Annotated in this window: 13 protein-coding genes and 4 pseudogenes; 2 read left to right on the top strand and 15 right to left on the bottom strand. The window is 41.7% G+C overall.

The window, feature by feature from the left end:
• Nucleotides 1–225: 225 nt before the first annotated feature.
• The 10 genes and pseudogenes from veg to PCORN_RS15190 form a co-directional block, all read right to left on the bottom strand.
• Nucleotides 226–486 (bottom strand): biofilm formation stimulator Veg, encoded by a 261-nt coding sequence (gene veg / locus PCORN_RS15230; RefSeq protein ID WP_036060632.1) that lies wholly within the window; start codon nucleotides 484–486, stop codon nucleotides 226–228.
• Nucleotides 487–609: 123 nt separating this feature from the next.
• A pseudogene (gene rsmA, locus PCORN_RS15225) lies at nucleotides 610–1,493 on the bottom strand (16S rRNA (adenine(1518)-N(6)/adenine(1519)-N(6))-dimethyltransferase RsmA).
• A complete protein-coding gene (rnmV, locus tag PCORN_RS15220; RefSeq protein WP_036082153.1) occupies nucleotides 1,486–2,058 on the bottom strand; it encodes a ribonuclease M5 in 573 nt (190 codons plus the stop codon). The pseudogene rsmA and the gene rnmV overlap by 8 nt, the downstream one beginning before the upstream one ends.
• 120 nt (nucleotides 2,059–2,178) lie before the next feature.
• Nucleotides 2,179–3,442 (bottom strand): annotated as a pseudogene (locus PCORN_RS15215) (ubiquitin-like domain-containing protein).
• A 297-nt stretch (nucleotides 3,443–3,739) separates the two neighbouring features.
• Nucleotides 3,740–4,507, bottom strand: coding sequence for a TatD family hydrolase (locus tag PCORN_RS15210; protein WP_036082151.1), 768 nt, complete (start codon nucleotides 4,505–4,507; stop codon nucleotides 3,740–3,742).
• A gap of 126 nt (nucleotides 4,508–4,633) precedes the next feature.
• Nucleotides 4,634–5,176 carry an ImmA/IrrE family metallo-endopeptidase gene (locus tag PCORN_RS18740; RefSeq protein ID WP_051999533.1) on the bottom strand — a complete coding sequence of 181 codons (543 nt, stop codon included), beginning with the start codon at nucleotides 5,174–5,176 and terminating at the stop codon, nucleotides 4,634–4,636.
• Between the two features lie 13 nt (nucleotides 5,177–5,189).
• Complete coding sequence (locus PCORN_RS18735) at nucleotides 5,190–5,774, bottom strand: helix-turn-helix domain-containing protein (protein ID WP_051999532.1); 585 nt, start codon at nucleotides 5,772–5,774, stop codon at nucleotides 5,190–5,192.
• A gap of 11 nt (nucleotides 5,775–5,785) precedes the next feature.
• The gene (locus PCORN_RS15200) at nucleotides 5,786–6,502 is read right to left on the bottom strand and encodes a spr1630 family ClpXP-sensitive toxin (protein WP_036082149.1); all 717 of its coding nucleotides are present in this window, start codon (nucleotides 6,500–6,502) and stop codon (nucleotides 5,786–5,788) included.
• A 129-nt stretch (nucleotides 6,503–6,631) separates the two neighbouring features.
• Nucleotides 6,632–8,627 (bottom strand): annotated as a pseudogene (metG, locus tag PCORN_RS15195) (methionine--tRNA ligase).
• 158 nt (nucleotides 8,628–8,785) lie between these two features.
• Nucleotides 8,786–9,634: a GRP family sugar transporter gene (locus PCORN_RS15190; protein WP_036082147.1), complete on the bottom strand. Its 849-nt coding sequence runs from the start codon at nucleotides 9,632–9,634 to the stop codon at nucleotides 8,786–8,788.
• Nucleotides 9,635–9,854: 220 nt separating this feature from the next.
• Between PCORN_RS15190 and PCORN_RS15185 the strand changes: the two genes are divergently transcribed.
• Both PCORN_RS15185 and PCORN_RS15180 read left to right on the top strand, forming a co-directional pair.
• Nucleotides 9,855–10,139: an AbrB/MazE/SpoVT family DNA-binding domain-containing protein gene (locus PCORN_RS15185; protein WP_036060638.1), complete on the top strand. Its 285-nt coding sequence runs from the start codon at nucleotides 9,855–9,857 to the stop codon at nucleotides 10,137–10,139.
• A 159-nt stretch (nucleotides 10,140–10,298) separates the two neighbouring features.
• Nucleotides 10,299–10,493 carry a hypothetical protein gene (locus PCORN_RS15180; RefSeq protein ID WP_036082145.1) on the top strand — a complete coding sequence of 65 codons (195 nt, stop codon included), beginning with the start codon at nucleotides 10,299–10,301 and terminating at the stop codon, nucleotides 10,491–10,493.
• Nucleotide 10,494: 1 nt separating this feature from the next.
• Here PCORN_RS15180 and PCORN_RS20505 read toward each other — a convergent pair whose 3' ends face one another.
• The 5 genes and pseudogenes from PCORN_RS20505 to PCORN_RS15160 form a co-directional block, all read right to left on the bottom strand.
• Nucleotides 10,495–10,749: a hypothetical protein gene (locus PCORN_RS20505; protein ID WP_241433207.1), complete on the bottom strand. Its 255-nt coding sequence runs from the start codon at nucleotides 10,747–10,749 to the stop codon at nucleotides 10,495–10,497.
• Nucleotides 10,750–10,951: 202 nt separating this feature from the next.
• Complete coding sequence (locus PCORN_RS20500; protein WP_241433206.1) at nucleotides 10,952–11,089, bottom strand: hypothetical protein; 138 nt, start codon at nucleotides 11,087–11,089, stop codon at nucleotides 10,952–10,954.
• A gap of 72 nt (nucleotides 11,090–11,161) precedes the next feature.
• A pseudogene (rsmI, locus tag PCORN_RS15170) lies at nucleotides 11,162–12,044 on the bottom strand (16S rRNA (cytidine(1402)-2'-O)-methyltransferase).
• Complete coding sequence (locus PCORN_RS15165; protein ID WP_036082143.1) at nucleotides 12,041–12,316, bottom strand: GIY-YIG nuclease family protein; 276 nt, start codon at nucleotides 12,314–12,316, stop codon at nucleotides 12,041–12,043. Before PCORN_RS15165 ends, rsmI begins: the two are co-directional and overlap by 4 nt.
• Nucleotides 12,303–13,043 (bottom strand): tRNA1(Val) (adenine(37)-N6)-methyltransferase, encoded by a 741-nt coding sequence (locus tag PCORN_RS15160; protein ID WP_036082141.1) that lies wholly within the window; start codon nucleotides 13,041–13,043, stop codon nucleotides 12,303–12,305. Before PCORN_RS15160 ends, PCORN_RS15165 begins: the two co-directional genes overlap by 14 nt.
• Between the last annotated feature and the right edge of the window lie 30 nt (nucleotides 13,044–13,073).

Raw genomic sequence — 13,073 nt, 5'->3', positions numbered from 1 at the left:
TTTGCGTAAGACGTACATTCTGCTTTACACAAATCGAGCGAAAGCGGTTGCAACGCAGTGATTCTCTGGAAGCCGGAAGCGGAGCGTACTGGCGTACGTGAGAACCGGAAGTCCAGAGAATCACTGCGTTGCGAGCGCTTGTCGCCGATTCATCTGTCATATGCTCAACACCATAAACATCAAAAAACCAGCTCGAGTTAGGAGCTGGTCTTGAGATATTAGTGATTAAAGTGCTAATTCTTTACTTACATCGTCGGTAAAGTCTAATTCCACAGTGTCTGTTAAAATGTCTGTATAACTATAGGATACTCTTTCAAAATTGTTCTCGTCTTGATCTAATTCAACAACAAAAACAGCTGGATAAGTTTCAGCTAAAACGCCACAACGCTCGATTGTTTTCTTACGTCCGCCGTTAGCTTTCAAAGTTAGTCTTGTACCAAGTCTGGATTCAAGATTTTGTTTGATGCTTGCAATAGTTTTTGACATTTTGTACCCCCACCTCACTAAATTCCAGTATACCACATCGAGGGCCGAAAATCAACAAACAATATTTTAACAGCGAAATGCCTCTGTGTCAACCACTAAGGTCGTCTTTTTATCATTTTTTCGCTATTTTCTCATGAAATTGTCAAGAAAATTACTTAAAGTCGCAAATTCAGGGATGTTAAGCGTTTCCCCGCGTCGTTTTACATCAATGCCAATCGCAGCAAGTTCCGCTTCCAATTCTTCTTTTTGTGGTTTCAATTCCGGGAATCGGTTCACTAAATTGTTCCATAATGTTTTGCGTCGCTGGGCAAAGGCCGAACGCGTAATGTCGAAAAAGAAGGTTTCATCATTCACTTGTGCTGGTGGTTCCGAGCGTCGTTTCAGATGGATAATCGCTGAGTCTACGTTAGGCTGAGGCATAAATACCGTTTTTGGCACGATAAAGGAAAGTTCGGCTCCATGTAGTACTGTATCGCAATCGACAAGCTCCCATACGCCTTCGTACTCGGTTTTGCTGAAATACGATCTGCGACTTCCTTCTGCAACATAAAAGTCATGCTGGACACCGGCAAGTCCTCATGAAGCAATTGCAAAATAATCGGCGTTGTTACATAATATGGCAAGTTCGCGACCACTTTCACTGGGTTCGTTCGATCAGGAAGTTTTTCCGTAATCATCGCCCCAACATCCACTTTCAAAATGTCTTCGTTCACGACCTCTACATTGTCGTAAGCTGCGAGCGTATCTGGCAAAATAGCCATCAAGCGTTGGTCAATCTCAAAAGCCAATACTCGCTTCGATGTGCGCGCTAGATGTTCGGTAAGCGCCCCGATACCTGGTCCAATCTCAATAACATCCGTTTCCTTATCCAGTTCCGCCGTCTCCGTGATTCGTCGCAAAATATTGCTGTCAATCAAGAAGTTTTGGCCTAGACTTTTCTTGAATAGAAAATCATATTTTTTCAGAATTTCTTTTGTACGGCCTGGTGTTGCGATATCTTTACTCATTCGTCTCCTCCTGCACTACTTCGCCCCATGCGGCTTCGAATTGTTCACTCGTAATGCCAAACATGCGTAGTCTTGCTTGCAATTGTTTGCCATTGGTATAACCTATCTTAAGGATTTCTCCTAGCTTTTGTCGTTTTGCTTTAGCGCCTGCTCCACCCATCAAACCGAGCATCACAAGCCGGTCGTAGTCTATATCGCTCGTCTGGACGCGTTCATCGCTTGTATGGAAGTGTTCTAAAGCATCGCGAATAATTGCTGGTGTGGCATGTTCAACGCCCAAACCGCGGCCATATTTCGGCAACGCGTCACTGCGTCTGATGAAAGCGTGATGGCATCCTGGAACTGCTGCATCAATTTGCTTTCGTATTTTCTCACCTGGGAAATCGGGATCGGTTAGTATAATCACGCCGCGTTTTTCTTTTGCATGGCGAATTTTTTCAATGGTCATAGCGGATAGAGCCGAACCGTTCGTTTCGATCGTGTCTGCATCTACTGCGCGGTGTATTGCGGTTGTATCGTCTCGCCCCTCAACAACAATGACTTCATGAATCACTAACTTCTCCATACAAAACGTCCCTTCTCTTAATCAGTTCTTCTATCATACCATAAAATTCGAAAAAGCAGAACCCGCAAAAAAAGCAGGAAGAACACCACTTCTGGCATGCTTCCTGCTTTGTATGAATTCTTAATCTAAAATGGTTACAGTGACTTGACGACGTCCCCACGTGTAACATTGGCTTTCGTCTGCAAAATAAACGTCTACAACATTACCGTTAATTGCGCCACCAGTGTCTCCTGCAATTGCTTCTCCGTAACCTGACACATAGACTCTAGAGCCCAGTGGAATCACACTTGGATCTACGGCAACTACTTTTAGACCTGGGTTTGCTGTTAGGTTGATACCTGTCGCTGTTGTACCGCCACCTGAATAAGCTGTTGATTCCATCGTGAACGTTTTACCACCTGATGATGGCTTGCTACTTACTTTTGAAGCGCTACTGTTTTTAGAAGATGATGAACTCGATGTTGTAGCTTTTTTAGAAGATTTAGCTGGGGCATTGCTGATTGCAGTGACCACTGGCTCTTCTTTTGTACCACGAACAACGATTTTATCTTCTGGTTTTGCTGTTACTTGTTCTGCAAGGAGTTTGCGTTGTTTTTCTTTACCGTTCTCGATAACAACGTCGTACTTGGCTATTTTCTCGCCAGCTTTCCCTGCTTGTACTATTTTTTCTTCTCCTTTTTCAAGAGAAGCATCTTCTTTTACTACTGTTTTGAAAGCTACTTTGGATTTCTTTTCGTCGGTTTTCTTGTCTACATATGTAACAACAACCGTCATATTTGAAGCAAGTTTCGCCGTTTTTGCTGGCAATACTTTATCGTGAGCATCTAACTTAATCTTTTTCTCTGCTAATAAATCTGCTACTGTATCTTTTGTTGTCCACGTTACTTCTTTTTTTCGCACCATTTTGAATAGCTAGAGCTACAGCACGGTCGATTTTAACTTCCATGTTTGTTGCTACCTTGTCATTCAATGCAACGTTTAAAGCATCTTGCGGACGTGTCGTAATATTTTCATCCTTCAGCACTTCAGCAACTGTATCTTTTGTTGTCCACACATTTGCTTCTTTACCTTCGTCATTAATTGTCACTTGCTTCGCTGGAATGTAAGCAATCTTCATTCCGTCTTTTACAGCTGTATTTTTGGAATAAGACAGTTCGTCGTGTTTTCCAATTTTTACACCTTCGTCATTTAATACTTCTCCAACTGTTTTTGCGTGCGTGCTAACCTTTGTAACCTCGCCTGCTTTTACAATCGTGATATCGTTTTTAGTTCCCTCGAAAACGAAATAAAAAACCAATGCTATGACAATAACAAACGCGCCAATCATTATTGGTAAACGCCATTTTGATTTCTGGCTTGCGTTACTGCTAGTTTCCATGGTCATGTATTTCTCCCCTTTCTAACTTCTGTTGTGATTATATACGGGGGACGAAAGAACTGTCAACGAATTATCAAAAAAAGATGTCTAGGCCAAATACAACTCGTTTATCGTTGGCATAGAGCCATTGCAAAACTTTTTTCATTACATTTTATGTCCAATGTGTCAGTTATATTTCAGTAGAGTCAGTCTCTAGTCGTAGGCATAATAGCGCGGGTTCTTAAAGATTTCTTAAACTTTATTTTTCGCTTGCTTAAGATTCCGTTACAAAGTTCAGGTATTGTTACAGTTTGATGACAAAAATCAACTTAATTTGAATAGGCGATTTGCATTTTCTGTTGTGTAGCGGGCGATTTCCTCATATTTCAATTCTTTTAATTCTGCGACCTTTTCGGCAACAAGCTTGACGTAACTTGGTTCATTTCTTTTGCCGCGATTTGGATGCGGAGCGAGATATGGCGCGTCAGTTTCGATTAAAATCTTGTCTAGAGGTACTGATTCTGCTGCAATTTTTGGTAATTTTGCGTTTTTAAAGGTAACTGTGCCACCGAATGAGATGTAGAAATTCATTGCTAAACACGCTTCCATTACCTCTACCGTTTCGCCAAAACAATGCATGATTCCGCCAACTTCTGACGCATTTTCTTCTTGCAAAATACGAACCACATCTTCCGTTGCTTCCCGATTATGAATCACGATTGGAAGCTGTACTTCTCTTGCTAATCTAATTTGCTGACGGAAGACCTCAAACTGAGTTTCTTTTGGCGACGTATCCCAATGATAATCCAAGCCCATTTCGCCAAGCGCGACAACTTTTGGATTTTCGGCTAGTTCGCGTAGCCATTCTAGTTTTTCTGGAGTAAAGGTGATAGCATCTGTTGGGTGCCATCCGACAATGAGGTAAATAAAATCATATTTATCGGCAAGTTCTAACCCGCGATTAATTGTTTCTTCATTAAAACCAACAACTGCCATGCGTGAAACATCTTTTTCCTTGGCACGCGCGATAACCTCTTCAAGATCTTCATTAAATGCATCATCGTTTAAGTGCACATGTGTATCAAAAAGCATTTTTATCCCTCATTTCTTTATTTTCAACTTGCATAATTTCGACTTTCTTCTATATAATAGTATAATTACTTTTTGTGTTTCATTATTGTGTAGTATTACTATAGAAGAAAGTCGGTTTTTAGTCGCTTAATCTGCCTTTTTAATAAAATCGTATGTTGCTGGTACTTGTTTATTTGCTAAATAAAATTCGAAAAATGAGGCTTCAATGCAAAATAACTGGCTCAAAAATGATATTTCTACATGCCATTTCTGCAACATTCCCTCTAGTGTTGCCAGTTGATTCGTAAATACAAAATGAAACAGAGCCTTGATTTTTCCTGGTTTAATAATTTTTATCTGATCGTCTAGCGGCTCCTTTGTTCTATATCCTTTACGGTTCAGGCTGGCAAAGAAGTAGCGATTCTGTTCGTAAGTTAGCTGTCCAAGCTTATAGGCACGATACTCCATCGTTTGGATAGACACGCACCACTTCTCTTTCATTTCAACATACGCATCTGGATTCGTTTGTTTAGGAATTGCCTGAAAATCAGCGAGGAATAGCTCCTTTGGCAAGAGAAAACAGCTTGCAAAATAGTTTGCTTCCTGCTCTACCGTTTGATAGCTTTTCTTATCTAGATTATTAATATCTAGTTTGTGATGCATTAATAAATGTCCTAATTCATGCGCCAAATCGAAATTACGCCTAACCGATGATTTTTTTTTCTCGACTTAGAACGATGAACGGTGTATCCGTCCATGTGCTGTACGCATCGGTTTCTTTTCCTAAGTTTTTTTCAAGGATTACAGCACCGTTTTTCTCTAGTACGTACAGTAAATCTTTATTGTTTTCAAGTCCTAGCTGGCTTCTAACCTTCATTGCAAGCTCTTCAATACTGCTTTCACGATTCGTCCCTAAACTTGTGACTATCCATTTCTTCAAATTATTAGGAGGGGCTTCTACATATTGTTCCACATCGCTAATCATAGCACTGGTGAAATTTAAAAACATCGCTTCTGTCACGGTTTTTGATCGATATTCTCTGTCGCCATTTCGATAAGCAATCGTAGCCTCATCCACATTATACGTTAACCTATTCGGGCTATAAAAATACTTCGCTTTCACGTTGAATAGTTGCTTTAACTGGTTGATATTGTTGAGATTAGGCAATGTCGCCCCCGTCTCATATTGCCATATCGCTTGCTCCGAAACATCCAACATGCTAGCTAGTTCCGATCGTGAAAAGCCATTTAAAATTCGAATATCTTTTAATTTTTCACCTGAAAACATGGTGCCACCTCTTAATTTTTTATTTCTTTTGCTGGAATAATATACTCATATCCATCATATTCACTTGCAATTTCTTCTTCCGCTTCGGTTTCTCCCCGCACGACTTTGAGGTCCTCCGCACTAATTTCAATGGAGCTACTCGCGATATATGGCGTCAAATCCTCTACTTCGATAATCTGACCTTTTTGAAGTGGGAGTGTCAGCGCGATTCTCGAGACCATTTTAGCTTCGTCTACTTCATAAATAATGGCATAAAAAAGCCTGTAGTCAGATACCAAGGATTGAACAGTCTCCAGATTAGCCTCGGCTGCGAAAAACAAGGATAATTGCTCTGTTCGCTCAACAGAATCCTTCATTTTAAAAGTTCCGTTAATTGCGGCCAGCTCGGATAGATAATTTTCTTTGCTCTTCTTTTTGATAGGTAAACTTTTGGCAAGACTTTTCACGCTTTTTATAATCAAAACAAAGCGGTCTTCCTTCAACTGACCATCGAATTTTAGAAACTCCCACGCATATCCAGCTTTATCTAACTTCCATTCAAAGCCTGCATCGGCAACTTTATCAGCCACATAATGATCAATATGATTCCCTTTTACCCAAGCGTATGCACCACTCACATGTAGCTCGGTCTTTTTTGCACGTCGTTCATCTAAGTAACTTTTATACCCTTGCAGAACACCATCAACAATCGCTTGATTCACATCTTTAGAGAAAACATATTGATCCATATACAGCACTCCCTACCTTTATTTTTAAATCAATCTTAACACATAACGTAGTTTAAAATAAAGAAAAAGCGTAAAATAGGAAATAAAATTAAAGTGAGATGAGTTCCTAGGAAACCCACCTCACTGTTATTATTTCACTTTTGCACCGTTTGGAAGAGCGCTGCTTGCTTCTATGATTTGTAATTTGCCATCTTTTTCGCCAGATAGGATCATGCCTTCGCTCATTAAACCGCGTAATTTGACTGGTTTTAAGTTCGCTACGACAATTACTTTTTTGCCAAGGAGTTCTTCTGGTTCGTAGAATTCTGCGATGCCTGATAGGACTTGGCGTAGTTTGCCTTCACCTAGGTCTAATTGGAAGCAGAGCAGTTTATCGGCTTTTTTGACTTTCTCGACTTGCTTGACTTCACCGACGCGGAGATCGATTTTGTCGAAGTCTTCAATACCAATTTCTGGTGTTTCAAGCGCGACAATAGTTGGCTCTTCTGCTACTGGTGCTGCGATTGTTGCTTTCATTTGGTCTTGGATATAAGCCACTTCTTCCGCCGCATCTAAGCGTGGGAAAATCGGTGTTCCTTTTGCGACTACTTTTGTGCCCGCTGGAATTTTGCCATAACCTGTAATTGAGGCCCAGTCTTTTAAGGCTTCATCCGTGACGCCTAGTTGCGTGAAAATGCCTTCTGGACATTGCGTTAAGAATGGTTTCAGCATGACAGCGATGATTCGTAAATTCTCAGCTAGGTGGGTCATGACGCTTGCCAGTTCGTCGCGGTTCGCTTCCTCTTTCGCTAGAACCCATGGCGCCGTTTCATCAATGTATTTATTCGTGCGGCTTACAAATGTCCATAGCTGGGAAAGTACCACTGAGAATTGCATCGTCTCCATATTTGTTTCATATTCTTTCAAAACATTATCTTTAAAAACCTCTAATTCACCATCAAAAGGCGTTACATTGCCTTGATAAGCTGGAATTTCACCGTCAAAATATTTATTTATCATCGCGACAGTTCGGTTTAATAGATTACCTAAGTCGTTTGCTAAATCGTAGTTTACGCGATCGACGAAATCTTCTGGTGTAAACAAGCCGTCAGAGCCGAATGGAACCTCGCGCAATAGGTAATAGCGCAACGCATCCAAGCCGTAACGGTCAATCAGCATGTATGGATCGACAACGTTCCCTTTAGATTTCGACATTTTGCCGTCTTTCATTAAAATCCAACCGTGTCCGAAAATTTTCTTCGGTAACGGCAAATCAAGCGCCATCAGAATAATCGGCCAATAAATCGTATGGAAGCGCACAATCTCTTTTCCGATGATATGCACGTCTGCCGGCCAGTATTTATTGAAATTCGCGTCGTCTTCTGAACCATAGCCAAGCGCGGTTATGTAGTTAGAAAGCGCATCAATCCACACATAAACAACATGTTTCGCGTCTCCTGGAACCTTAATTCCCCAATCAAAAGTTGTTCTGGAAACTGCCAAATCTTCTAAGCCTGGTTTGATAAAATTATTAATCATCTCGTTTTTGCGTGATTCTGGTAAGATAAATTCTGGGTTGTCATTATAGTAAGCCAGCAAACGATCCGCGTATTTACTCATGCGGAAGAAATACGATTCTTCTTTTACAAGCTCGACTTCATTGCCACTCGGTGCTTTTCCGCCAATAACTTTACCATTTTCGTTGCGGTATACTTCTTCTAGCTGTGTTTCCGTGAAATATTCTTCATCTGAAACCGAATACCAACCTTCATATTGCCCAAGATAAATATCGCCTTGATCTAGCAACTGTTGAAAAAATTTTTGCGACGCCGTCTTTATGACGCGGTTCTGTTGTCCGAATAAAATCTGTGTTAGTAATATCGAGTTTCTTCCACAAATCTTGGAATCCTGCCGCGATATCATCCACATAACTTTGCGGTGAAATATTTTGTTCTTCCGCTTTTTGCTGAATTTTTTGGCCGTGTTCATCTGTTCCCGTTAAATAGAAAACGTCAAATCCTCGTAAACGTTTGTAACGCGCCATTGCGTCTCCCGCAACGGTTGTATAAGCATGCCCAATATGAGCCTTTCCACTTGGATAATAAATCGGAGTCGTAATATAAAATGTATTATTCTCTTTTGGCAATCTAATCCTCTCCCATTCCTCCGCCGAAAATCAGTTTTTCCGGTGTTAAATTCACAATTACCTTCTATTATATCATTTTATACGCAAAACAAAATACCGCAAGCCCGAAAAATTTGAAAAAGGCAGCACAGAATTTAATCCCGCACTGCCAAACTTCCCTATTTGGTGAGACCTATCATGAAACCTCCAGCGCTAACTAAGATAATTCCGATGATGACTAATATAAGTTCGCGTTTCGTCTTTTTCTCGCCTAGAAGGAGAATTCCGCCTAGCGTTGAAATAACAACACCCATTTGTGAAAGGGAAAAACTGATAGCGACACCGATCACCGTGTTGGAAATGAGTAACGCCAAGTTTCCGATGCTCCAAATCAAACCTGGAAGAATGCTAAGCCAAGTTTCTTTTAAAAAGAAGGTTTTGCGATCTTTAAACGAAAATGCTACGGCCGCAACAACCATCCCAACAGCCTGTGGCAGAATCGCTTCCCAGCCGCTGATGTCGAATGCTTTTAAGATAACAACATAGGCAACATAGCCCAGCGAAGAAATAATCAGTGCGACCATGCCTTGCTTCATATTGCTGCCCTTCGATTTATGCTGCTGATACGATGTCAGGGAAATCCCGATAATAATAAAAGCTAATGCTGAAAAACCAAGTACAAGTTTCGCAGTCGTGCCCCATTCTTGGAATACGAACACACCAAACAGTGAAGTTCCAACGAGTTGCATCCCTGTTGATAACGGCATCGCTTTGGAAACACCAATATGAGTAAATGCTCGAAATTGATTCAGTTGCCCGACTGTCCAGAAAATACCCGATACAAAACTCACTAATAAAATGGTAATGGTAAATTGCGGCGTGGAATAAAAATACATACCAATCGCAAAAATAAGCGCACCAAATGTTACCCCTAACGTTTGTTGATACGGTTTGCCGCCAATTTTTGAAACAATAAGTGGCATTATCCCCCACATCACTGCTGGAATAAGCGCAATTAAAATATCCATAAAAAAACTCCTCTCAAATCTGTAAACTCATACAATTTAGCTAAAGAAGCAAAATTTGCAATTGTAGAACATTATTCCCATAAATAGCGCCCTAACTAGGTTTATACCCTGTTAAAAAAACAATAATCATTTTTTTTGCATTAAATGATAATTTCGTCTAGCTTTTCTAGGAAATTCTTGGTATTATAGATAGTAGACCACAGAGTTAGGAGGTAAGAATATGAAATCTACAGGTATGGTAAGAAAAATTGACGAACTAGGACGTATCGTAATCCCAGTTGAAATTCGTCGTAACCTAGGCGTTGCTGTTAAAGATGCTTTAGAAATTTACATCAATGAAGATGAAATTATCCTAAAGAAATATACAGCTAGCAACCTTTGTGACATCACTGGTGAATTTTCCGATCAAAACAAGCAAGTTGTTGACGGTAAATTAACACTTAGTCGTGATGGAGCTGAGAAATTAGTAGCTGACATCCGTCGTCAATTCGGCGATGATATCTAAGACTACAATTAAAGAAAGCATCCTATTTGAAAGCGTGCTAGCCTCAAATAGGATGCTTTTTTGTTGTTTTGGCTCTTATGAAGCGTACTTTGCTGAATTAGAGCCTCAATATGAGTACGAACGCAGTGAGTATTCGTTCCTTAGGGTTGGAGCCTACTTATGAGTAAATCGGCGGCAAGCGTTCGCATTGCGCCAGTTCGGCGGACTTCCGGTTCTCACGTACGCCAGTACGCTCCGCTTCCGGCTTCCACCGAACCGGCGCAATGCAAACGCTTTCGCTCGATTTGTTTAAAGCAGGATGTAGATGATACGCAAAAAGATAAAGATAAAAACTTAAAGACTTATAAGTCATAGCCTACTTTTCTATCACCACGAATGAGGTTAGTTTGGAGATTTTGGCGTCTGGTTTGTTGCTTTGGAAGGTGAAGATGTCGGAGAAGTAGACGTGTTTGCCTTTTTTGTTTGTGACAGTTCCGTGGGCGGAGCCTTCTTTGCCGTGGCTTAGCAGGGATTGGACTTCGAGTGTGCTGACTTCTTGGAGGTTCGCGATTAGTTCCGCGATGAATTCATCTCGGCCTTTGATTTGGAACTCGCCTGGTACTGTCCACACGAACGATGCTTCTAATACGTTTTCGAGTGCGGTTCTGTCGCCTGACGCGGATGCGATAAGATAGTCTCGGATGACGCGTTTTTTCGGTGCATTGTCGCAGTTGAACTCGCAGAATACCGCGAATTTTACGCCAGACGTTGTGCTTTCTGTTGATGTTTCATTGAATGCTAAGCCTTGATCCGCCAGCGCTTCTTTTAAAATTCTAATTGCTTCTGGTCCGACGCCGTGTCTTTTTAATAGCGTTTTTTTCGCCGTGTGCCGCGACTTGTTCGAGTGTCGTTATGTCCAATAGTTGCAATGCGTTTGTTGCTGGTTTGCCGATATTGGGTAGTTTCGTCATTTGGAATTCCTCCTTTTTCTATTACAGTCATTATAACAAAAAAAAGACCCGCGCAGTGACGGATCTAGTTTGTTATAATTCGTGATATGCTTGGTAAACTTCACGTTTTGGAAGTTGGCGGGTTTTCATGACTTGCTTGATTGCTTCTTTGGAAGAAACCGATTCTTCAGCCATAATTTTTTTCGACGTGCTCCTTGATTGGCATTGTCGCCCACCAGACTTCTCCCTCTTCGCTTGGTGCTTCTTCATTTCCTTCTACGATGACGCAAAATTCACCACGTATTTCGGTTTCTTTTGCCCATTCTAGCGCTTCTTCCACCGTTCCTCTTAAAAATTCTTCGTACTTCTTCGTTAATTCGCGGCATAATACGATTTTGCGGGTACTTCCGAGTATTTTGTTCATCGCTTTTAAAACTTCTTTCAGGCGATGCGGGGATTCATAAATGATCCACGTTTCTTCGCGGCGATTTAACTGACTCAATGCTTCTTCACGGTCTTTGTTGCTTCGTGGTAGGAAACCATAAAAGAAAAATGGTTGGGGCGCGAGGCCGGATGCGATGAGTGCGGTCAGTGCTGCGTTCGCGCCTGGTAGTGGTACAACGGTGATTCCTGCTTCAATCGCGGCACCTACAAGTTCATAGCCCGGATCAGATATCGACGGCATCCCGGCATCACTCACGACGGCAATCGTTGTTCCTGCCTCCAATTTTTCGATAAGCTCATCTTGGCGGCTCGTTTTGTTATGCTCGTGATAGCTCACCATTTTTGTATGTATGTCGAAATGGTTGAGCAGCTTAATCGTGTTTCGCGTGTCTTCCGCGGCGATTAAATCCGCTTCTTTCAAAATTCGAATCGCGCGCATCGTCATGTCTTCTAAGTTGCCAATCGGCGTTGGGACTAAATATAACGTGCCTTTCGCGTCACCTGTTTCAGCAAAGCTTTTCTGGCTTTTCATATCGTGTCACCCTCCTTCTTTTCTCGTAAATATTGATCCTTATCTTTTCGTATTAGTTTTTTAAAAGCAGCTTCGGCTTTCGTCGCCTCAGATCGCGTCTCGAAACATTCGGAATGAATGACCCGAACTGGGCGACGATTTCGAGTATATTTGCAGCGAATCCCGGCGTTATGTTCGGCTTCACGGCGCGCCACATCGGTCGTGTAGCCGCCGTAATAGGAGCCATCTTTGCATTCCAATACATAGAAATAATGCGTGTCACTCTTCGCCATAAAGCAACTCCCTTACTTGCGCTGTATATTCGCCATCTGCACTCTGAACGATGATTGGTGGTAAATATTTCACGCCTGGCTTCGCACCTTTAATGCCCTCGATTAGAATCGTGTTCGCTTCTCGTTCGACGCGCGGATGCACAAACTGTACTCGTTTCGGCTCCAAACCATATTCCCGCATGATATCAATGATTTCCAGCAGTCGCTCTGGACGATGAACAAAGCTCGCCTTGCCACCTTGTTTCAGCAAATCCGCCGAGACCTGAATCGTATCGCGCAAGGTACAATGCACTTCATGACGCGCAATTCGCAAATGCTCATTTTCATTTTTGATGCTGGTTGATTCTAGCGCAAAGTAAGGCGGATTACACATCACAAAGCTATTCTTCTCTTTTCCAAGAATCGGCACAACCTCACGCAAATCTTGTTGCAACATTTCAATCTGGTCTTCAAGTCCGTTATATGCGATGCTACGCCGAGCCATATCCGCCAGTCGTTCCTGAATCTCTACACCAATAATCGGCACTTTTGTTCGCGAGCTAATCAACAAGGGGATAATCCCATTTCCGCTGCACAAATCGATGATGCGTCCACCTTTTTGATATGGTATGTAGCTAAATCGTGCGAGCAATACCGCATCTAGCGAAAAAGAAAATACAGATGGACTCTGAATAATTCGCAAATTCTCCGCTAATAAATGATCTAGCCTCTCATCTCCAACTAACATCCAAATCTCTCCTAAAAAAATGGCTCTCTC

It is taken from the genome of Listeria cornellensis FSL F6-0969, from assembly GCF_000525855.1.
GTDB lineage: Bacteria > Bacillota > Bacilli > Lactobacillales > Listeriaceae > Listeria_A > Listeria_A cornellensis.
This window is presented reverse-complemented; position numbering and strand designations above follow the sequence as displayed.

Bases quoted from the DNA above. Each gene is read 5' to 3' on its own strand.
- veg (WP_036060632.1), bottom strand. From the start codon at position 486: ATGTCAAAAACTATTGCAAGCATCAAACAAAATCTTGAATCCAGACTT.
- rnmV (WP_036082153.1), bottom strand. From the start codon at position 2,058: ATGGAGAAGTTAGTGATTCATGAAGTCATTGTTGTTGAGGGGCGAGAC.
- PCORN_RS15210 (WP_036082151.1), bottom strand. From the start codon at position 4,507: ATGCTTTTTGATACACATGTGCACTTAAACGATGATGCATTTAATGAA.
- PCORN_RS18735 (WP_051999532.1), bottom strand. From the start codon at position 5,774: ATGTTTTCAGGTGAAAAATTAAAAGATATTCGAATTTTAAATGGCTTT.
- PCORN_RS15200 (WP_036082149.1), bottom strand. From the start codon at position 6,502: ATGGATCAATATGTTTTCTCTAAAGATGTGAATCAAGCGATTGTTGAT.
- PCORN_RS15190 (WP_036082147.1), bottom strand. From the start codon at position 9,634: ATGGATATTTTAATTGCGCTTATTCCAGCAGTGATGTGGGGGATAATG.
- PCORN_RS15185 (WP_036060638.1), top strand. From the start codon at position 9,855: ATGAAATCTACAGGTATGGTAAGAAAAATTGACGAACTAGGACGTATC.
- PCORN_RS15180 (WP_036082145.1), top strand. From the start codon at position 10,299: ATGAGTAAATCGGCGGCAAGCGTTCGCATTGCGCCAGTTCGGCGGACT.
- PCORN_RS20500 (WP_241433206.1), bottom strand. From the start codon at position 11,089: ATGACGAAACTACCCAATATCGGCAAACCAGCAACAAACGCATTGCAA.
- PCORN_RS15165 (WP_036082143.1), bottom strand. From the start codon at position 12,316: ATGGCGAAGAGTGACACGCATTATTTCTATGTATTGGAATGCAAAGAT.
- PCORN_RS15160 (WP_036082141.1), bottom strand. From the start codon at position 13,043: ATGTTAGTTGGAGATGAGAGGCTAGATCATTTATTAGCGGAGAATTTG.